The sequence below is a fragment of the Streptomyces sp. NPDC005866 genome (genome assembly GCF_040629895.1).
In the GTDB taxonomy this organism is placed as follows: domain Bacteria; phylum Actinomycetota; class Actinomycetes; order Streptomycetales; family Streptomycetaceae; genus Streptomyces.
Genome location: NZ_JBEXWP010000003.1, coordinates 300,412 through 320,305 on the forward strand (window position 1 = coordinate 300,412; position 19,894 = coordinate 320,305).

The 19,894-nt window shown below is 68.5% G+C and carries 17 protein-coding genes; 8 read left to right on the top strand and 9 right to left on the bottom strand.

Annotated features, from left to right (window positions below; translation table 11 throughout):
- Positions 1-7: 7 nt before the first annotated feature.
- The 7 genes from ABZ396_RS06185 (at position 8) to trxA (ending at position 9,863) form a co-directional block, all read left to right on the top strand.
- A complete protein-coding gene (locus ABZ396_RS06185) occupies positions 8-2,434 on the top strand; it encodes a DUF6049 family protein (RefSeq protein WP_358915113.1) in 2,427 nt (808 codons plus the stop codon).
- Between the two features lie 46 nt (positions 2,435-2,480).
- Complete coding sequence (murJ, locus tag ABZ396_RS06190) at positions 2,481-4,832, top strand: murein biosynthesis integral membrane protein MurJ (protein WP_358915115.1); 2,352 nt, start codon at positions 2,481-2,483, stop codon at positions 4,830-4,832.
- 119 nt (positions 4,833-4,951) lie between these two features.
- Positions 4,952-6,673, top strand: a complete 1,722-nt coding sequence (locus tag ABZ396_RS06195; RefSeq protein WP_358915117.1) for a protein kinase family protein — start codon at positions 4,952-4,954, stop codon at positions 6,671-6,673.
- Positions 6,674-6,700: 27 nt separating this feature from the next.
- Entirely contained in the window at positions 6,701-7,426 is a 726-nt protein-coding gene (gene sigM, locus ABZ396_RS06200) for an RNA polymerase sigma factor SigM (RefSeq protein WP_358915118.1), read from the top strand.
- On the top strand, positions 7,423-8,322 hold the full coding sequence (locus ABZ396_RS06205; protein ID WP_358915120.1) for a hypothetical protein: 900 nt from the start codon (positions 7,423-7,425) through the stop codon (positions 8,320-8,322). The genes sigM and ABZ396_RS06205 overlap by 4 nt, the downstream gene beginning before the upstream one ends.
- Before the next feature lie 193 nt (positions 8,323-8,515).
- Positions 8,516-9,484: a thioredoxin-disulfide reductase gene (gene trxB / locus ABZ396_RS06210; RefSeq protein ID WP_358915122.1), complete on the top strand. Its 969-nt coding sequence runs from the start codon at positions 8,516-8,518 to the stop codon at positions 9,482-9,484.
- 46 nt (positions 9,485-9,530) lie between these two features.
- Positions 9,531-9,863: a thioredoxin gene (trxA, locus tag ABZ396_RS06215; RefSeq protein WP_358915124.1), complete on the top strand. Its 333-nt coding sequence runs from the start codon at positions 9,531-9,533 to the stop codon at positions 9,861-9,863.
- Between the two features lie 87 nt (positions 9,864-9,950).
- On the opposite strand, the gene ABZ396_RS06220 is transcribed toward trxA, so the two are convergent.
- The 9 genes from ABZ396_RS06220 to rpmH all read right to left on the bottom strand — a co-directional run bounded on the left by ABZ396_RS06220 (position 9,951) and on the right by rpmH (position 17,409).
- A complete protein-coding gene (locus ABZ396_RS06220) occupies positions 9,951-10,568 on the bottom strand; it encodes a GNAT family N-acetyltransferase (protein ID WP_358915126.1) in 618 nt (205 codons plus the stop codon).
- A gap of 382 nt (positions 10,569-10,950) precedes the next feature.
- Positions 10,951-12,084, bottom strand: coding sequence for a ParB/RepB/Spo0J family partition protein (locus tag ABZ396_RS06225; protein WP_358915127.1), 1,134 nt, complete (start codon positions 12,082-12,084; stop codon positions 10,951-10,953).
- A complete protein-coding gene (locus ABZ396_RS06230; protein WP_358915204.1) occupies positions 12,081-13,154 on the bottom strand; it encodes a ParA family protein in 1,074 nt (357 codons plus the stop codon). Before ABZ396_RS06230 ends, ABZ396_RS06225 begins: the two co-directional genes overlap by 4 nt.
- A 686-nt stretch (positions 13,155-13,840) precedes the next feature.
- Positions 13,841-14,557, bottom strand: a complete 717-nt coding sequence (gene rsmG, locus ABZ396_RS06235) for a 16S rRNA (guanine(527)-N(7))-methyltransferase RsmG (protein ID WP_358915129.1) — start codon at positions 14,555-14,557, stop codon at positions 13,841-13,843.
- 117 nt (positions 14,558-14,674) lie between these two features.
- Complete coding sequence (locus ABZ396_RS06240; RefSeq protein ID WP_358915131.1) at positions 14,675-15,187, bottom strand: R3H domain-containing nucleic acid-binding protein; 513 nt, start codon at positions 15,185-15,187, stop codon at positions 14,675-14,677.
- A 15-nt stretch (positions 15,188-15,202) separates the two neighbouring features.
- Positions 15,203-16,513 (bottom strand): membrane protein insertase YidC, encoded by a 1,311-nt coding sequence (yidC, locus tag ABZ396_RS06245; RefSeq protein WP_358915133.1) that lies wholly within the window; start codon positions 16,511-16,513, stop codon positions 15,203-15,205.
- A gap of 3 nt (positions 16,514-16,516) precedes the next feature.
- Positions 16,517-16,882 (bottom strand): membrane protein insertion efficiency factor YidD, encoded by a 366-nt coding sequence (gene yidD / locus ABZ396_RS06250; protein ID WP_352221386.1) that lies wholly within the window; start codon positions 16,880-16,882, stop codon positions 16,517-16,519.
- Positions 16,879-17,250, bottom strand: a complete 372-nt coding sequence (gene rnpA, locus ABZ396_RS06255) for a ribonuclease P protein component (RefSeq protein ID WP_358915135.1) — start codon at positions 17,248-17,250, stop codon at positions 16,879-16,881. Before rnpA ends, yidD begins: the two co-directional genes overlap by 4 nt.
- Positions 17,251-17,271: 21 nt before the next feature.
- Entirely contained in the window at positions 17,272-17,409 is a 138-nt protein-coding gene (gene rpmH, locus ABZ396_RS06260) for a 50S ribosomal protein L34 (RefSeq protein WP_005482975.1), read from the bottom strand.
- Positions 17,410-17,783: 374 nt separating this feature from the next.
- Here rpmH and dnaA point away from each other — a divergent pair, with 374 nt between their 5' ends.
- A complete protein-coding gene (dnaA, locus tag ABZ396_RS06265) occupies positions 17,784-19,730 on the top strand; it encodes a chromosomal replication initiator protein DnaA (protein ID WP_358915139.1) in 1,947 nt (648 codons plus the stop codon).
- The last annotated feature ends 164 nt before the right edge of the window (positions 19,731-19,894 follow it).

Below are 19,894 nucleotides of genomic sequence, written 5' to 3' on the forward strand. Positions count from 1 at the left end.
CGAGCGCGTGGCCGAGGCGGCAGACTTCCAGGGGACGCCCTCACCTGCCCGTCGCTGGCTGCGGCGCACCGGGGCACTGCTCGCGGGTGCGCCTCTGCTGGCCGCACTGGTGCAGCTGCCCGCCGCGACGCCGGCGCATGCGGCCGGATCGGACACGGTGTCCGTCGCCCTGGACTCGCTCAGCCCCAGCGCCCCCAGTGACGGGGACACGCTGACGGTCTCCGGCACGGTGACCAACAACGCCAAGCAGGCCGTCACGGACGCCCACGTGGACCTGCGCGTGGGCTCTCAGCTCAGCACGCGCTCCGCGATCGACTCCGCCGCCCAGCACCCCGATGACCTCCAGTCGAGTCTCGGCACCGCGGTCGGCGGCAAGTACACCGAGGACTTCGGCTCCCTCCCCCCGGGGGTCGCCGAGCACTTCAGCATCTCCGTGCCGGTCGACAAGCTCGATCTCGGCCAGGACGGCGTGTACCCGTTCGCCGTCTCGCTGTCCGGGCAGACGTCCGCGCAGCCGTGGGACCAGGTACTCGGCATCCAGCGAACTTTCCTGCCGTGGCAGTCCTCCGAGGCCGACACGAGGACCAAGACGACGTATCTGTGGCCGCTGATCTCCACCGTCCATGTGACGGCGAAGACGGGCGCGGGTGAGCTGCAGACGCCGGTCTTCCTCAATGAGGATCTCGCCAAGGAGATCTCGCCCGGCGGCCGGCTGGCGCAGATGCTGGCGCTCGGCAAGGACCTGGACGTCACCTGGGTGATCGACCCGGACCTGCTGGCCTCAGTGGACGCGATGACCCGCAGCTACCGGATCCAGGGCGCAGGCGGCTCCACCACGGCCGGCACCCATCAGGCGGTGGCCAAGCAGTTTCTGACCGACCTGCAGGGTGCGGTGGCGGGCAAGGAGGTGGTGGCCCTTCCCTTCGCCGACCCGGACCTGGCCTCCCTCGCCCACACTGGCACCAGCGTGACCGGATCGCTGAGTCACCTCAAGGACGCCACCGACGTCGCCGCCACCACGGTGGAGACCGTGCTCCATGTCACACCGAGCACCGACTTCGCCTGGCCCGTGAACGGTGCCGTCGACCCGTCGATCATCAAGGTCGCCACCTCGGCGGGCGCCGACAAGGTGATCGCCCGCAGCGACAGCCTCCAGGAGACGGGCGGGCTGTCCTACACGCCCTCCGCGGCGCGTCCGATCGGTGGCGGGACGACGGCGGTGGTCGCGGACGCGCGACTGTCCAGGGCGTTCGAGGGCGATCTGACGAAGGCCGACTCGGCCACCCTTGCGGTGCAGCGGTTCCTGGCCCAGAGCCTGGCGCTGAACACCCAGACCGGCAAACAGCGCAGCATCGTCGTCGCCCCGCAGCGGATGCCGTCGGCGAGCCAGGCCCAGGCGATGGCGACGGCGATCACCGCGTTGCAGGACGGCAACTGGTCACAGTCCCAGGACCTCGCGACGGCAGCCAAGGACAAGCCCGACCCAGGCGCGACCACCAAGGTCCCCTCCTCGTACGCCTACCCCTCCTCCCTGCGCAGGCAGGAACTGCCCCGGACGGCCTTCGAGCAGATCGCCCGCACCCAGGACAAGCTCGACAACTTCCAGGTGATCCTCACCGACGAGTCCCGGGTGGTGACCCCCTTCGGGCGGGCCATGAACCGTGAGATGTCCACGTCGTGGCGGGGCGGCGGCACCGAGGCGGACAGCTTCCGCACGGGCGTGGAGTCCTGGCTCGACGACCTCATCGGCCAGGTCAAGCTGATCGACAAGTCCGAGACCAAGCTCTCCGGCCGCAGCGCCACCATTCCGGTGACCGTCCAGAACAACCTGGTCCAGGGCGTCGACCACCTCGTCCTGCGGCTCACCTCGACAATGCCGACCCGGCTGGAGGTCGGCGGCAAGGCCTACTACGAGCAGCCCGTCGCGGTGGCCGGCGGCCACAGCCAGTCCGTGAAGTTCTCGACCTCGGCCAACGCCAACGGCCGGGTGGAGGTCATCGCCCAGCTCTACACCGAGGACGGCCAGGAGTACGGCGCCCCCGTCCGGTTCGACGTAAAGGTCACCGAGGTCACGCCCACCGTGATGCTGGTCATCGGCGGCGGTGTGCTGCTGCTGGTGCTCGCCGGCTTGCGGATGTACACCCACCGCAAGCGGGCGGCCGCCCGCCGGGCCGTGGAGGGCGATGGCCCCGACGAGGCGGCCGGGAACACCCCGGACGCGCCGCAGACCCCGGGGACCCCCGAGGCCCTGGAGGTCGAGGGTCTCGAGGACACCGGCCGGCCGGGGAACTCCGACGTCCGTGAGGATCGTCTCCAGGAAGAGTCCGAGGCCCGCTCCGGGGCAGGCGACCCGGAGCAGCCGAGTGACCCGACACCGGACACCGCACCGGAAAGCGCCGACCCGTCCGGGACGGGTGAGAGAGTGGACCGTTGAGCGATGTCGTGGCCGGTGTGGCCCGGGACGATGAGGTGGGGTAACCATGAACGCGCCGTACGACGGTGAACGCGGCCAGGGCGCGGCCGGTTCGGGCTACCCCGAGCCGCCGCCGGAGGCCGGCCAGGTCCCGCCGCAGGACGCGGCTGACATGTACCTCCAGGACGCCTACGAACAGGACCCCTACCGGGCGCAGGACCTCTCCGCCCAGGACCCGGTCGCCGAGGCGCTCTACGACCGCGCCGCGCACCCCCCGCCGCCCCCCGGCACGTACCCGCAGCAGCCGCTGTACGGCCAGCCCGCCCAGTCGCCGTACGCCCCCGACCCGCATGTGTGGGCCCAGACCCCGGCGCCGGAGCCGGAGGGCCCGACCCAGTACCTGCCCTACGGCGACGACCCACGCACGACCCAGTTCGTGGGCGTGGACGATCTGGTCACGCACTCCGGCGAGGAGCGCCACGAGCCGGACGCCTTCGCTCACCTGTTCCGGGACCAGCAGCAGGGCAGCGGCAACCCGCAGATGGACCCGCGGCACATCCCGGGCCCCGCGGGCCAGTACCCACCGCCCGCAGGCCAGTACCCACCGCCCTCCGGTCAATACCGGCAGGCGCCCCAGGCCCCCGCGGCCCAGAACCAGTACGCGGCTCCTCAATACGGGGCTCCCCGGTTCCCGCAGGCCCCGTCCGCACCCGAGGGCCCCGCCGCCGAGCCGGTGCCGGCCGCTCCGGCGGCCTCCGCAGCACCCTCGGCGCCTGCGGCCAAGAAGGGCGGGCGCGCCTCCGGGCTGCTGAAGTCCAGTGCCGTGATGGCGGCGGGCACGATGGTCTCCCGCCTCACGGGTTTCGTCCGCTCGGCGCTGATCGTCTCCGCACTGGGCGTGGGCCTGCTCGGTGACACGTTCCAGGTCGCCTACCAGCTGCCGACGATGATCTACATCCTGACCGTCGGCGGTGGTCTCAACTCCGTCTTCGTACCGCAGCTGGTGCGGGCCATGAAGGAGGACGAGGACGGCGGCGAGGCGTTCGCGAACCGCCTGCTGACCCTGGTGATGGTGGCGCTGGGCCTGCTCACCGCCGCCACGATCGCGGCCGCGCCCTTCCTGATCCGGATGCTGTCCGACTCGGTCGCCAGCGACCCGGCGGCCAACGAGGTCGGTGTCACTTTCGTCCGTTACTTCCTGCCCTCGATCTTCTTCATGGGCGTCCACGTGGTGATGGGTCAGATCCTCAACGCCCGGGGCAAGTTCGGCGCGATGATGTGGACCCCGGTCCTCAACAACATCGTCATCATCGTCACCCTCGGACTGTTCATCTGGGTGTACGGCACCGCCGCGCACTCCGGTATGAAGGTCACCACCATCCCGCCGGAAGGCCAGCGGCTGCTGGGCATCGGCGTGCTGCTCGGCCTCGTGGTCCAGGCCCTGGCGATGATCCCCTACCTGCGGGAGACCGGGTTCCGGCTGCGGCTGCGCTTCGACTGGAAGGGCCACGGCCTCGGGAAGGCCGCCACCCTCGCCAAGTGGACCGTGCTGTTCGTCCTCGCCAACCAGGCGGGCGCGCTCGTCGTCTCCCAGCTGTCGACCTCGGCCGGCAAGAACTCCCCGGTCGACGGCACCGGTTTCGCCGCCTACGCCAACGCCCAGCTGATCTGGGGCCTGCCGCAGGCCATCATCACGGTCTCCCTGATGGCGGCCCTGCTGCCGCGGATCTCCCGCTCGGCCGCCGAGAACGACACCGGCGCCGTCCGCGACGACATCTCCCAGGGGCTGCGGACGACCGCCGTCGCGATCGTGCCCATCGCCTTCGGCTTCGTGGCACTCGGCATCCCGATGTGCACCCTGATCTTCGGTTCCTCGGGCATCAGCGAGGCCACCAACATGGGGTTCATGCTGATGGCCTTCGGCCTCGGCCTCGTCCCCTACTCGGTGCAGTACGTCGTCCTGCGCGCCTTCTACGCCTACGAGGACACCCGCACCCCGTTCTACAACACGGTCATCGTCGCCGCGGTCAACGCAGGCGCCTCGGTCACGTGTTACCTCCTGCTCCCGGCCCGCTGGGCGGTGGCCGGCATGGCCGCCTCCTACGGCCTCGCCTACGCGATCGGCGTGGGTGTCGCCTGGAAGCGGCTGCGCAAGCGGCTCGGCGGCGACCTGGACGGTTCCCAGGTCACCCGCACCTACGCGCGGCTGTGCATCGCCTCCGTACCGGCGGCTCTGCTCAGCGGTGCGGCCTGCTACGGCATCGGCCACACTCTCGGTCAGGGCGTGATCGGTTCCTTCGCCGCGTTGCTGGCCGGTGGAGTGGTACTGCTCGGCGTCTTCTACGTAGCCGCGCGCCGCATGCGGATCGAGGAGCTCAACTCCCTCGTGGGTATGGTGCGCGGGCGTCTGGGTCGCTGAGGCGGGGGTAAGCGCACAACCATCGTTCACCGCCGCGTGTCGTGCATAGCGGAGGACTGTGGGCACAATTGGTTTCGGCGTCGGAGAGCGTGCAACGAATGGGGAGGCAGGGAACGACGGTGGCGGAACGGAGCACGGCTGCCGTCGACGTGGCAGACAACAGCGGTGACAAGCCGCTGACCGCCAAGGCGGACCAGTCCACGGCCGACGGGGTGGCCCAGAACCCGGAGCGGGACACGGACAGCGACGAGGCACAGGGGAGCGGCGCGGCCGCGAATCCAGGGAAGAAGGCCTCACCTCCCGAACTGCACAGCGGTCACAAGCTCGCCAGACGCTACCGTCTTGAGGAGTGCGTCACCCGTCTGGACGGATTCAGCAGCTGGCGTGCGGTCGACGAGAAACTGAGGCGCGCCGTCGGCGTGCACGTCCTGCCGGCCGCCCATGCGCGCTCCCGCGCCGTGCTGGCCGCCGCCCGCTCCGCCGCGCTGCTCGGGGATCCCCGGTTCGTGCAGGTCCTGGATGCCGTCGAGGAGAACGACCTCGTCTACGTGGTGCACGAGTGGCTGCCCGACGCCACCGAACTGACCCCGTTGCTCGCGGTCGGCCCGCTGGAGCCGCACGACACCTACCAGATGGTCAGTCAGATCGCCTCCGCGATGGCGGCCGCGCACCGCGAGGGACTGGCCCATCTCCGGCTCAACCCCAACGCCGTGCTGCGCACCTCCAGCGGTCAGTGGCGTATCCGCGGCCTCGCGGTGAACGCGGCGCTGCGCGGTATCAGTTCCGACACCCCGCAGCGCACCGACACCGAGGCGATCGGCGCCCTGCTGTACGCGGCGCTCACCCAGCGCTGGCCGTACCAGAGCGACGCCTACGGTCTGCCTGGGCTGCCCAAGGACGTCGGCCTGATCGCACCCGACCAGGTGCGCGCCGGTGTCCACCGCGGCCTGTCGGAGCTCGCCATGCGTGCCCTGGTCAACGACGGCGCCACCGCCTCCCGTCACGAGTCCGCGTGCACCACGCCGGAGGAGTTGGTGAAGGCGATCGGCGAGATGCCCCGCATCCGCCCGCCGGAGCCGTCGTTCACGGCGCCGCCCGACTACCAGCGCACCACGTACCAGCAGGGCACCTACGGTCGCCCCACGCCTCCTGGCGTGGCACAGCCCATCCAGCCCCCGCCGCCCCCGCTTCAGAGCCGCACCGGCAAGGTCCTCAAGTGGGCGGTCTCGGCCCTGCTGATCGCCGCGCTGGGACTGGGCAGCTGGCAGCTCGCGGACGCCCTGATGGGCCAGGGCGGGAAGTCCGGCGACACGACCAACACCCAGACGACGGACGACGGCGACAAGAGCAACGCCAACCTCACACCCGCCGCCCCGATAAAGATCCAGAACGCGCAGGAGTTCGTCGCCGAGGGCGAGGCGCAGCATCCGAGCGACGTCAAGAAGACGTACGACAACACCACGTCGACGTTCTGGAGGACGAACACCTTCGTGTCCGGCCCGAAGCTGGCGCCGTACAAGCTGGGTGTGGGCATCGTCTACGACCTCGGCTCCGCGAAGGAAGTCGCCACGGGGACCGTCTCGCTTCGCTACTCTGGCGATCACACAACGGTCGAGTTGTACGCCGCCGACTCGCTGACCCCGGGATCGCTCAGCTCGATGACCAAGATCGGCAGTGTCACCACCACCGGGAACACCGCCGCGGTGAAGGTCAGCAAGAAGGTGAAGAGTCAGTACGTCCTCGTGTGGCTCACTGCCGTGCCGTACTCCGGCAATGACTCGAGCGCGTATGCCGGAGAGGGCTACAAGCAGGCCATCACCGAAGTGAAGTTCACAGGCTGACGGTCTCACCGGAGGCGGAGGGGGCAGATGGCGGAGGGCGCCGGATACGACGGAGTGGGCGACCAGGACCTACTCGCCCGCCATGTGGAAGGCGACCCCGATGCCTTCGGCGAGATTGTGCGCCGGCACCGGGACCGGCTCTGGGCGGTCGCGCTGCGGACCCTGGGAGACCGCGAAGAGGCCGCTGACGCTGTCCAGGACGCCTTGGTGTCCGCCTACCGGGCCGCCCACACCTTCCGGGGCCAGTCGGCCGTCACAACGTGGCTGCACCGGATCACGGTGAACGCCTGCCTCGACCGGGCCCGCAAGGCGGCCTCCCGGAAGACCGCTCCCGTCGATGACACCGAGCGGCTGGAGCAACTGCTGGAGCCGCATGAATCGGCCTCCGCTCCGGCCGAGCGCAACGATCTGCATCGCCAGCTCCTTGAAGCCCTGGGCACGCTGCCGCACGACCAGCGCGCCGCTCTCGTCCTGGTCGACATGCAGGGCTATCCGGTCGCGGAAGCGGCCCGGATCCTCGATGTACCCACGGGGACGGTGAAGAGCCGCTGCGCCCGCGGCAGAGCCAGACTCCTGCCGCTGCTCACCCATCTACGGCCGGAAAACACCGGTGACGAGAGGGAGCGGGACCCGGCACGGAACCGGGCGGAGGGGACATCCGTCCCACCGGCAGCGAGCCCTCGGGACGGGGGCTCACAGGAGACCGGGCCGAGTGATTCAGCCGCAGTGAAGGGCGGAGGTGGGCGAGCGTGACTTCCACGACAGACACGACCGGGCACCCGGACGTCGCGGAGATCTCCGACCTCACCGAGGGCCTGCTCCCGGATACCCGGACCGCGGAAGTACGACAGCACCTGGACGAGTGCGAGCTCTGTGCCGACGTCCACGCTTCGCTGGAGGAGATCCGGGGCCTGCTGGGCACGCTGCCGGGGCCGGCGCCTATGCCGGCTGAGGTCGCGGGCCGCCTCGACGCCGCCCTCGCCGCCGAGGCGCTGCTGAACGCCACGGCACCCGAGACGCATGTTTCACGTGAAACATCGACCCCCACATCGCCCTCACTGGACGCAGTGGACCGGCCCGCCGGACGGTCGAGCGCTTCGACCGGTCCCGGCCGCAAGGACCGCGGACGGGCTCGCGGCCGACGCCGCCGGACCGTCGTTCTCGGAGCTGTCTTCACCGCGGCCGTCCTGGGTGCCGGTTCGTTCCTCCTCCAGTCCCTCGGCGGCAACGGGCCGACGACGGCTCAGGGCAAGCCGACAAGCTCCGCCGAGAGCTTCTCCAGGAGCACTCTCCAGACAGAGGTGGAGAACCTCCTCGGCACCAAGACGAGCCTGCGCGGCTCCAAGAAGCCGGACCTGGGCATCCAGGGGGAGTCCACTTCACCCGGCTCGACGGACATGCCGTTCACCACCCGTATCCAGCCCTCGGCGTCAGTGCCATCGTGCGTCCGCCAGGGCATCAGCCAGACCGACGACGTCCTCGGTGCGAAGAAGGGGACGTACGACGGGAAGGACGTCTTCCTCGTCGTCCTCCCCGATGCCTCCGACAGCACTCGGGTGACGGTCTTCATCGTCGACGCCACGTGCCAGAGTCGGCCATCGGCCTCCGCTGGTCAGGTTCTGCTGACGGAGTCCCTGACACGCCCCTGAGCGGTCCTGGAACGCCCCCGGAGCAGAGGACGCATCGTCCCGCCCTGGCGTGGAAATCCGTACGGTGTGGGATGCCCGTGTGCCCGGGCACACCGGGAATGCGCGCCCCGTAGGATCCGTTGGGTGGGGTGAGAGCTTCTGACAGGAACTCCCACCGGTCGAATGACGTAGACCAGAGACGAGGAACCAAGCCGTGAGCGACGTCCGTAACGTGATCATCATCGGCTCCGGGCCCGCCGGCTACACGGCGGCGCTCTACACCGCGCGCGCGTCGCTGAAGCCCCTCGTGTTCGAGGGCGCCGTCACCGCGGGCGGTGCACTGATGAACACCACCGAGGTGGAGAACTTCCCGGGCTTCCGCGACGGCATCATGGGTCCCGACCTCATGGACAACATGCGCGCCCAGGCCGAGCGCTTCGGTGCCGAGCTGGTCCCGGACGACATCGTCTCCGTCGACCTGACTGGTGAGATCAAGACCGTCACGGACACCGCCGGTACGGTACACAAGGCGAAGGCAGTCATCGTCACCACCGGCTCCCAGCACCGCAAGCTGGGTCTGCCGAACGAGGACGCCCTCTCCGGCCGCGGTGTCTCCTGGTGCGCCACCTGTGACGGGTTCTTCTTCAAGGAGCAGGACATCGCCGTGATCGGCGGCGGCGACACCGCGATGGAGGAGGCCACCTTCCTCTCCCGGTTCGCCAAGTCCGTGACGATCGTCCACCGCCGGGACACCCTGCGTGCCTCCAAGGCGATGCAGGAGCGCGCCTTCGCCGACCCGAAGATCAAGTTCGCCTGGGACAGCGAGATCGCCGAGGTCCAGGGCGACCAGAAACTGGCCGGTCTGAAGCTGCGCAACGTCAAGACCGGTGAGCTCTCGGACCTGCCGGTGACCGGCCTGTTCATCGCGATCGGCCATGACCCGCGCACGGAGCTGTTCAAGGGCCAGCTGGACCTGGACGAGGAGGGCTACCTGAAGGTCGACTCGCCCTCGACGCACACCAACCTGGTGGGTGTGTTCGCCGCCGGTGACGTGGTGGACCACACCTACCGTCAGGCGATCACCGCGGCCGGTACCGGCTGCTCCGCTGCTCTCGACGCCGAGCGTTTCCTCGCCGCCCTCGCGGACGAGGAGAAGGCCGAGCCCGAGAAGACCACCGTCTGACCATCCCCCTTCCGCCCCACCGCACGAACGAGTAAAGGAGCCTGCCGTGGCCGGCACTCTGAAGCATGTGACCGACGCCGACTTCGATGAGGTCGTCCTCAAGAGCGACAAGCCCGTCCTGGTGGACTTCTGGGCCGAGTGGTGCGGCCCGTGCCGCCAGATCGCCCCGTCTCTTGAGGCCATCGCCGCCGAGCACGGCGAGAAGATCGAGATCGTCAAGCTGAACATCGACGAGAACCCGACGACGGCCGCCAAGTACGGCGTCATGTCGATCCCCACTCTGAACGTGTACCAGGGCGGTGAGGTCGCCAAGACGATCGTCGGCGCCAAGCCGAAGGCCGCACTCCTGCGCGACCTCGACGACTTCATCACCGAGTGACGTTTCACGTGAAACACGAATGGGCCAACCCCACGGGGTTGGCCCATTTGCTTTGTGGACTCGCTTCGACGGACTAGGCGGCGCCGATTAGAGCGGCCGCAGCACCGGTTCCTTCTGTACGGCCCCCAGGAGCCGGTCGAGTGCCAGCTCCACGTCTTCCTTCCAAGAGAGCGTCGTCCGCAGCTCCAGCCGCAACCGTGGACGTGTGGGGTGCTGCCGTACCGTCTTGAAGCCCACCGCCAGCAGATGGTCGGCGGGCAGCAGACAGGCTGGCTCCTTGTAGCGGGCGTCACCGAACGCCTCGATCGCTTTGAAGCCCCGGCGCAGCAGATCCTTGGCGACCGTCTGGACCATCACGCGTCCGAGCCCCTGTCCCTGATAACCGGGCATGACGTAGCCGGTCATGAGTTGCACGGCGTCCGGCGAGACCGGGCTCGTGGGGAACGCCGTGGAGCGCGGGACGTAGGCGGGCGGAGCGTAGAGCACAAAGCCCACAGGTACGTCGTCGACATAGACCACGCGACCGCACGATCCCCAGTCGAGCAGGACGGCCGAGATCCAGGCTTCCTTCTCGAGCGCGGGTGTGCCCGCCCTTACCGCTGCTTCGCCGCTGACGGGATCCAGTTCCCAGAAGACACACGAGCGACAGCGCTTGGGAAGGTCCTGAAGGTTGTCCAGCGTGAGCGGTACGAGCCGACGCCCCATGAAGGCTGTTCCTCGCTTCCTTCGCCCGCGGCATCGCGAGCGGCTGTCAGAGCGCTGCGTTCCCTGAGCAGACTGCCGACGAATCCGACAGTAGCGCCCAGTCCCAGGCCCGCGCTCACCAGTCCGGTGCGGCTCATCGATCGCATGGCCCCCGCTTCCCACTCAGAGGTGCTGCCAGCTGCCAGGTGGATGCGCGATATCCGAACGCATCGTATCCACAGAGCGATTCCATCGATACCGCCTGAAAGCAAAGAGCGGATCGTGTTCCGGTACCACCGGACACGATCCGGTCTCTGAGCGACGGGGCACCGACCTGGCGGGAAACATCCGGCCCCGGGCGGGAAACTCCCCGACGGTCCCGGGCGGAAAGCACCCGGGACGGTCAGTCCTCGGACTCCTCGAACTCCTCGGACTCCTCCGGCCCAGCGGAGTCGCCGTCGTGGATCCCCTGGTGGAGCACCGGCCCCTCGCCCGGGGCGAGCGTGCCGAGGATCCGCTCAAGGTCTTCCATCGAGGCGAACTCGACGGTGATCTTGCCCTTCTTCTGGCCCAGGTCGACCTTCACCCGCGTTTCAAAGCGGTCCGAGAGCCGGGTCGCCAGGTCGCTCAGCGCCGGGGAGACCCGGGCGCCCGCACGTGGCCCCTTGGCACGCGTCGTCGTCTGCGGCCGCGACCCCATGAGGGTCACGATCTCCTCGACGGCCCGCACCGACAGTCCCTCGGCCACGATCCGGTGGGCCAGCCGGTCCTGCTCCTCCGAGTCATCGACGGAGAGCAGCGCCCGGGCATGCCCGGCCGACAGGACACCGGCGGCGACCCGGCGCTGGACGGCCGGCGAGAGCCTCAGCAGCCGCAGAGTGTTGGAGACCTGCGGACGGGAGCGGCCGATGCGGTCGGCCAGCTGATCGTGCGTGCAGTTGAAGTCCTTCAGCAACTGGTCGTAGGCGGCGGCCTCTTCCAGCGGGTTCAGCTGGGCACGGTGGAGGTTCTCCAGCAGCGCGTCCAGGAGGAGTTTCTCGTCGTCCGTCGCCCGGACGATCGCCGGGATCGCCTCCAGGCCGGCCTCACGGCAGGCCCGCCAGCGCCGCTCGCCCATGATGAGCTCGTAGCGCGAGGGGCCCAGCTGGCGTACGACGACGGGCTGGAGGAGGCCGACCTCCTGGATGGAGGTGACCAGCTCCTGCAGAGCGTCCTCGTCGAAGACCTCACGCGGCTGCCGCGGGTTCGGCGTGATGTCGTCGAGGGGGATCTCCGCGAAGTGGGCACCCATCGGAGGAGCGGGCGTCTCCGCGCCTCCCCCGAACACCGACGACTCCTCCTCGGTTTCATGTGAAACGGCCGGTAGCGTCGTCACCTTGGCGGCGGCGACCCCACGGTCGGTCGTCAGCACCGGGACCGCTGCGGGGGACGGAGATGCCGTACCGCTCACCGCTGTCTGGGCCGGGGTCTTCTCGGTTGGGGCAGCTGGGATCAATGCGCCGAGGCCACGCCCCAGCCCCCTCCGTCGCTCGCTCACTGGATCCCCTCCACCATGCTCGTGTTGCTCTGGGCGCCGATATGGGCCTGGGCCGGGTCGTAGCTGACACCGAGGCCCTTCAGCGCGATTTCTCGGGCCGCCTCAAGATACGAGAGGGCACCGCTCGATCCAGGATCGTAGGTCAATACCGTCTGCCCATAACTCGGCGCCTCGGAGATACGGACCGAGCGGGGAATGCTCGTCCGTAGCACCTCCTCGCCGAAGTGGCTGCGCACCTCGTCCGCGACCTGGGAAGCGAGACGCGTCCGGCCGTCGTACATGGTGAGCAGGATGGTCGACACATGCAGTGCGGGGTTGAGGTGCCCCCGCACCAGGTCAACGTTGCGCAGCAGTTGGCCGAGGCCCTCCAGGGCGTAGTACTCGCACTGGATCGGGATGAGTACCTCGGCGCCCGCGACGAGCGCGTTGACCGTCAGCAGGCCGAGCGAGGGCGGGCAGTCGATGAGGATGTAGTCCAGAGGCTGCTCGTACGCCTGGATCGCCCGCTGGAGCCGGCTCTCTCGTGCCACCAGGGACACCAGCTCGATCTCCGCACCGGCGAGATCGATCGTGGCGGGGGCACAGAAGAGACCTTCGACATCCACCACCGGCTGGACGACCTCGGCCAGCGGCTTACTCTCGACCAACACGTCGTAGATGGACGGAACTTCGGCGTGGTGGTCGATTCCCAGTGCGGTAGAGGCATTGCCCTGTGGGTCGAGGTCGATCACCAGAACGCGGGCACCATGCAGCGCCAGCGATGCGGCAAGGTTGACGGTGGTCGTCGTCTTGCCCACCCCGCCCTTCTGGTTGGCAACCACCATGACTCGGGTCTGCTCCGGACGTGGCAGACCTTCGCCGGCGCGGCCCAGAGCTTCCACAGCGAGTTGGGCAGCACGACCGATGGGAGTGTCGTCCATCGGAGGCGGTGTTTCACGTGAAACATCCGCCCCCATCGACTCGGTACGGGGACCGGGGACCGGATCGGTCATCGGTCCCGCGATGTTGGCGTCGGACCGCAAGGATTCACTCTCCTCGACTTCAGGCTCGCAATGAACAGAGCCTCCCATGCCTTCGGGGTGGTGAACCAGTGAGGCCTGGTGTTCTGTGGAGAAATCCACCTCTGTGGACAACTCCCTGCCCCGCGGGAAGGACGGAGCGTCACCAGAGGTGCCCTTTCCTAGAGAACCCAGGGGCTTTCGATCTCGCGGTTCGGCCGCGGCGCGTCCCCGGCCGATGATGCCGTGCAGCAGTGAGCGACGTTTCACGTGAAACACGATGACAACAAATTGTCCTTTATGCCGGTGACACTCCGCCGCACACCTTCACGCCTCCCCCTCAGGGCTCAAGATCGAATTTTGCTCAGACCAAGAACATACGGGACGGGGGACCTTCGCGTCGCATGACCAGCGACGTAAAGCACCTCCTTGACCGGTGCGCCGGGCGCGATCCGCCCCGGCGACCGAATCGACCATCTAGGAAGCAACACCATGACTTCCAAGACCGTCGGGCGTTTCATAGCAGCGGCGCTGGGCGTCGGCGTTCTGGCTACCGCCACGCCGGCCTTCGCCAGAAGGGCGACGGCACGACCACCTACAGCGGCCACGGCGGGACCGTGACCATCAAGAAGGTGTGCCGATCCATCTCGCCGCATCCGGACGTCTGCTTCACGAAGACTCCGTAAGCACGGCGATCACAACGCAGAGGCGCTCTCCCTCGCCGGGAGAGCGCCTCTGCGCCGTTCGGGCTCCTTGGGTCAGCGTCGTCGCCGTACCCGCCCTGTCCGGGCCGCCTTCGCCCGCTTCGCCGCGAAACGCACACCGCCCGGGCTCTCCCCGACCTCCACCCGCACGACCGTAGACAGCGGATCCACCACGCCCTGACCCACGTGCAGGATGGACGTGGAGACCGCACCGAGCTTGGTCAGGGCGGTGGCCGCGGCCTTCAGCTCCTCCTCCGCCGTGTCCCCCTTGAGGGCGAGCATCTCGCCGTAGGGGCGCAGCAGCGGGACGCCCCAGGTGGCCAGCCGGTCCAGCGGGGCCACGGCACGCGCCGTCACCACATGCACCGGCGGCAGCCTGCCCATGACCTCCTCGGCACGGCCGCGCACGACGGTCACATGGTCCAGGCCCAGCAGCTCGACGACTTCGGTCAGGAAGTTGGTGCGGCGCAGCAGCGGCTCCAGCAACGTGATGTTGAGGTCTTCCCGGACCAGTGCCAGCGGAATGCCCGGCAAACCGGCACCAGAGCCGACATCGCACACCGTCACCCCTTCGGGGACGGCCTCTGAGAGCACCGCGCAGTTCAGCAGGTGCCGCTCCCACAGGCGAGGTACCTCCCGTGGGCCGATCAGACCACGCTGCACGCCTGCCTCGGCGAGCAGTTCCGCATAGCGGACCGCATCGGCGAAGCGCTCACCGAACACTTCCCGCGCCTGCTCAGGCGCCGGGGGGAGCTCCGCAGCCTCCGTCACGGGGACCGTCCTTCCGTACAGCGCCGGCGCTCCACGCACCGGCCACCAGAACTACCAGGCTGACAAAGTTCGGCCCCGCCTGCTCAACAGACGGGGCCGGCGAAACGGAGAGACCGATCAGGCGGGCAACACGACGACGAACCGCTGCGGCTCCTCGCCCTCCGACTCACTGCGCAGTCCGGCCGACTTGACCGCGTCGTGGACTACCTTGCGCTCGAACGGGCTCATCGGCTTGAGCTTCACAGGCTCGCCGGTGCTCTTCACATCGGCCGCGGCCTTGGCACCCAGCTCGGAGAGTTCAGCGCGCTTCTTGGCGCGGTAACCCGCGATGTCCAGCATCAGCCGGCTGCGGTCACCGGTCTCCCGGTGCACGGCCAGCCGGGTCAGCTCCTGGAGCGCCTCCAGCACCTCCCCGTCACGGCCGACCAGCTTCTGCAGGTCGCGGGTGCCCAAGTCGCTGATGATCGACACGGAGGCCCGGTCGGCCTCGACGTCCATGTCGATGTCGCCGTCGAGATCGGCGATGTCCAGCAGACCCTCGAGGTAGTCCGCCGCGATCTCGCCCTCCTGCTCCAGGCGGGTCAGGGTGTCTGCACCCTCGGCAGCGGCGGAGGTGGTGCCTTCCGTCACGGGATGGGCTCCTTCTTACTTCTTGGACGGGGACTTGGGGCGCTGCGGACCGCCCTTGCGCTGACCGGACTGGGCCCTGCTGCGGCCGTTGGCACCGCCCTTCTGAGACTGCTGGGCGGGCGGCTTGGCATCCTGCGGCTCGTCGGACTTCTCCAGCGAGGTCGTCTTCTCGGACGGCGTCGTCTTCTCGGACGGCGTCGGCTTCTCGGACGGCGTCGGCTCACCGGCCGCCTTGGTAGCACCGGACTGACGCTGGGCCTTGCTCTGACGCTTGGGCTGCTGGCGCCTGGCGGTGGCCGTGGCAGTGGCCTCCTCGCTCTCCGCCGTGGCCTGAGCCTCGCCCTTCACCACACTGCCGTCGGCCTGAGCAACGAGACCCGCCTTGGTCAGCGAGTTGATGAACTTGCGCTCGAACTCGTTGCGGTCGCGGCCCTTGGTGACGATCGCCTTGATGATCGTCTTCTCGCTGCGGCGACGGGCCTTGCCATGGTGCGTGACGTGATGGGTGAGACGCTCGAGGTAGGACTCCTGCGCCTTGGAACCCGGGGTCGGGTTGTTGCGGATGACGTACATCTGCTGGCCCATCGTCCACACGTTGGTGGTGAGCCAGTAGATGAGGACACCGACCGGGAAGTTCACACCGAAGACAGCGAACATGACCGGGAAGACGTACATCAGCATCTTCTGCTGCTGCATGAACGGCGTCTTCACCGTGGTGTCGACGTTCTTCGTCATCAGCTGACGCTGCGTGTAGAACTGCGACGCCGACATCAGCACGATCATGACGGCGGTCACGATCCGGACATGGGTCTGCGAGGCGTTCAGCGCGGCGACCTGAGACTCGCTGCTGAAGAACTTGGCAGCGAGGGGAGCCCCGAAGATGTGCGCCTTCTGGGCGCTCTGCAGCAGGCTCTGGTTGATCACGCCGATGGTCGTGCCCGACGCGATGCCGTTGAGCACGTGGTACAGGGCGAAGAAGAACGGCGACTGCGCGAGGATGGGAAGGCACGAGGAGAGCGGGTTGGTGCCCGACTCCTTGTACAGCTTCATCATCTCTTCGGACTGACGCTGCTTGTCGTTCTTGTAGCGCTCCTGGATCTTCTTCATCTCGGGCTGGAGCGTCTGCATGGCCCGGGTCGCCTTGATCTGCTTCACGAAGAGCGGGATCAGGCAGATGCGGATCAGGATCACCAGAGACACGATGGACAGGCCCCAGGCCCAGCCAGTGTCGGGACCGAAGATCTTCCCGTACACCGAGTGGAACTGGACGATGACCCATGACACGGGTGTCGTGATGAAGCTGAAGAGGCTGGCAATCGTGTCCACTAATCATGCTCCTTGGGCATGGGACGAAGTCTCTGCGGCCGGGCTCGAAGGAAGCTCGGAAGAAAGCTTCTCCCCGGTGGCCGGTTCGGCGGCGGAGGGCCCGCCCTTGCGTGCACGCCAGGCGTCACGCAGCATTTCGTGCCACCGCGGTCGCTTACGCGGAGGAACATGATCCACACCGCCGAGCGACCACGGATTGCACCGCAGGATGCGCCAGGCGGTGAGTGCGGTCCCCTTGATCGCACCGTGCCGGTCGATGGCTGTGTAACCGTAGTGGGAGCACGACGGGTAGTACTTGCACACCGGCCCCAACAGCGGACTGATCGTCCACTGGTACAGCTTGATCAGAGCCAGCAGTGGGTACTTCATCGCGCGCCCCCTCCCAGTAGCCGTTCGATGGCGGCGTCCAGGTCTCGGGCCAGCTGTCCATGGTCGGCGTCGCCCGCTCCGGGCAGCGCTCGTACGACTACAAGGCTACCGGGGGGGAACAGGGCGACTCGGTCACGCATCAGGTGACGCAGTCTGCGCTTGACCTTGTTGCGCACGACCGCGCCACCCACTGCCTTGCTCACGACGAAACCCGCACGCGTCGGGGGAGCGCTCTCCCCAGGCGCGTGCGGGTCCGTGGCACCGCTACGAAAGTGGACGACAAGGGACGGGCGGCCGGCCCGGCGACCTTGTCGTACCGCGGTCGCGAAGTCCTCGCGCCGCCTCAGCCGATGCTCGGTAGGCAGCACGACGTCATGACCTGATCAGAATCAGGCGGACAGGCTGGCGCGACCCTTGCTGCGGCGGTTCGCCAGAATCGCGCGGCCGGCACGGGTGCGCATCCGCAGGCGGAAGCCGTGGGTCTTGGCGCGACGACGGTTGTTCGGCTGGAAGGTGCGCTTGCTCACTCGGGGGCTCCAGAAATCAACTCGGTGGTGGCGGGTGCCGTCCTGGCTGTCACCGTGCGCCCACGAGTAGCTCGCGTCACGCCCGAGTGCACCGCTTCCCGATCACCTTCAGCGATCTGTGCCCATCGGAGGCAGGCGGCAGCAGCCATCGACAACTCGACCTGGTTACGGTACGCGGGGCTACGCCATTCGGTCAAACCAGCAGTGACCGAGAGACACTATCCACAGGCTGGGGACAACAACTTGAACCGCACCCGCCACGCTGACTACCGTGGCTGAACTCCGATTCGTTCCTTTATCCCCGCCCGACCCGATATTCATCCCGACCCGTCCTCGAACCACACGTTCGTGGGACCTGTGAGAGAGCGTGCCCTGTGGCTGACGTACCTGCCGATCTTGCCGCAGTGTGGCCACGAGTACTGGAGCAGCTCCTCGGTGAGGGCCGCGGTCAGGGTGTGGAGGCGAAGGACGAACACTGGATCCGGCGCTGCCAGCCACTCGCGCTGGTGGCCGACACCGCCCTGCTCGCCGTACCGAACGAATTCGCGAAGAACGTACTGGAGGGCCGTCTCGCGCCGATCGTCAGCGAGACGCTGAGCCGTGAGTGCGGGCGCCCGATCCGGATCGCGATCACCGTGGACGAGTCCGCGGGCGAACCCCCGGCCCCGCAGGCGCCCCCCGCGCAGCCACAGCGTTATGAGGAGACCGAGCTCCCCTCACCGCAGTACGAAGGCGGGTACGGCCGTCACCGCGCCGACCCGCTGCCCGAGCAGGGCGGCCGCGACCAGCTGCCGCCCTCGCGGACCGATCAGCTTCCCACTGCGCGCCCGGCCTACCCCTCCGAGTACCAGCGCCCCGAGCCCGGCGCCTGGCCGCGCGCGGGGCAGGACGAGTACGGCTGGCAGCAGCCGCGGCTCGGCTTCCCCGAGCGCGACCCCTATGCCTCGCCGTCGCAGGACGCGTACCGCTCGGACGGTTACGGCGACTCCTACCCCCAGGAGTACCGGCCCCAGCAGCCGATGGACCGTCAGCCGTACGAACAGCAGCGCGCGGAGTACGAACCGGCGCGTTCCGACTACGACCGTTCCGACTATGACCGGTCCGACTACGACCGTTCCGACTATGACCAGCGGGACTCCGGCCGCCCCGAGCCCCAGGGCGGACCGGGCCAGGGCCGCCACGGCCGCCGGGGCGGGCCGGGACGCCCGGACCTGCCGAACGTGCCGGCCACCGGCGCGCCCGGGCCGCTGGGCGCCAAGCCCGCGCCGGCGCCGGGTCCTGGCGAGCCGACCGCCCGCCTGAACCCCAAATACCTCTTCGACACGTTCGTCATCGGCGCGTCCAACCGCTTCGCGCACGCGGCCGCGGTGGCCGTCGCCGAGGCGCCCGCGAAGGCCTACAACCCCCTCTTCATCTATGGGGAGTCGGGGCTCGGCAAGACGCACCTGCTGCATGCGATCGGGCACTACGCGCGGAGCCTCTACCCGGGCACGCGGGTGCGCTATGTGAGCTCGGAGGAGTTCACCAACGAGTTCATCAACTCGATCCGCGACGGCAAGGGCGACAGCTTCCGCAAGCGCTACCGCGAGATGGACATCCTGCTCGTCGACGACATCCAGTTCCTCGCGGACAAGGAGTCGACGCAGGAGGAGTTCTTCCATACCTTCAACACGCTCCACAACGCGAACAAGCAGATCGTGCTCTCCAGCGACCGGCCGCCCAAGCAGCTGGTCACCCTTGAGGACCGGCTGCGGAACCGTTTCGAGTGGGGTCTGATCACCGACGTCCAGCCGCCGGAACTGGAGACGCGCATCGCGATCCTCCGCAAGAAGGCGGTGCAGGAGCAGTTGAACGCGCCGCCGGAGGTGCTGGAGTTCATCGCCTCCCGCATCTCGCGCAACATCCGTGAGCTGGAGGGCGCGCTGATCCGGGTGACGGCGTTCGCGTCGCTCAACCGGCAGCCGGTGGACCTGGGGCTGACGGAGATCGTCCTCAAGGACCTGATCCCCGGGGGCCAGGACTCGACGCCGGAGATCAGCGCGACGGCGATCATGGCGGCGACCGCCGACTACTTCGGCCTCACGGTCGAGGACCTGTGCGGCAGTTCGCGCGGCCGGCAGCTGGTCACGGCGCGGCAGATCGCCATGTATCTGTGCCGGGAGCTCACGGACCTGTCGCTGCCGAAGATCGGGGCGCAGTTCGGCAACCGGGACCATACGACCGTGATGCACGCCGACCGGAAGATCCGGGCGTTGATGGCTGAGCGGCGGTCGATCTACAACCAGGTGACCGAGCTGACGAACCGGATCAAGAACGGGTAGTCGACGGTTTTACGGCGCTCAGGGCGCCCTCGGGAGAGATCCCGGGGGCGCCCTTTGGCGTCCTGGCGTGGTGCGGGAGTGGACCGCTGCGGGTCGTTGGCGGCTGATCGCGCCCACGCGGCGGACCCACATCGATGCAGCCTCACGCTCCTGACGGAGCGCTC

Bases quoted from the DNA above. Each gene is read 5' to 3' on its own strand.
- murJ (WP_358915115.1), top strand. From the start codon at position 2,481: ATGAACGCGCCGTACGACGGTGAACGCGGCCAGGGCGCGGCCGGTTCG.
- sigM (WP_358915118.1), top strand. From the start codon at position 6,701: ATGGCGGAGGGCGCCGGATACGACGGAGTGGGCGACCAGGACCTACTC.
- ABZ396_RS06220 (WP_358915126.1), bottom strand. From the start codon at position 10,568: ATGGGGCGTCGGCTCGTACCGCTCACGCTGGACAACCTTCAGGACCTT.
- ABZ396_RS06230 (WP_358915204.1), bottom strand. From the start codon at position 13,154: ATGGGAGGCTCTGTTCATTGCGAGCCTGAAGTCGAGGAGAGTGAATCC.
- yidD (WP_352221386.1), bottom strand. From the start codon at position 16,882: ATGAAGTACCCACTGCTGGCTCTGATCAAGCTGTACCAGTGGACGATC.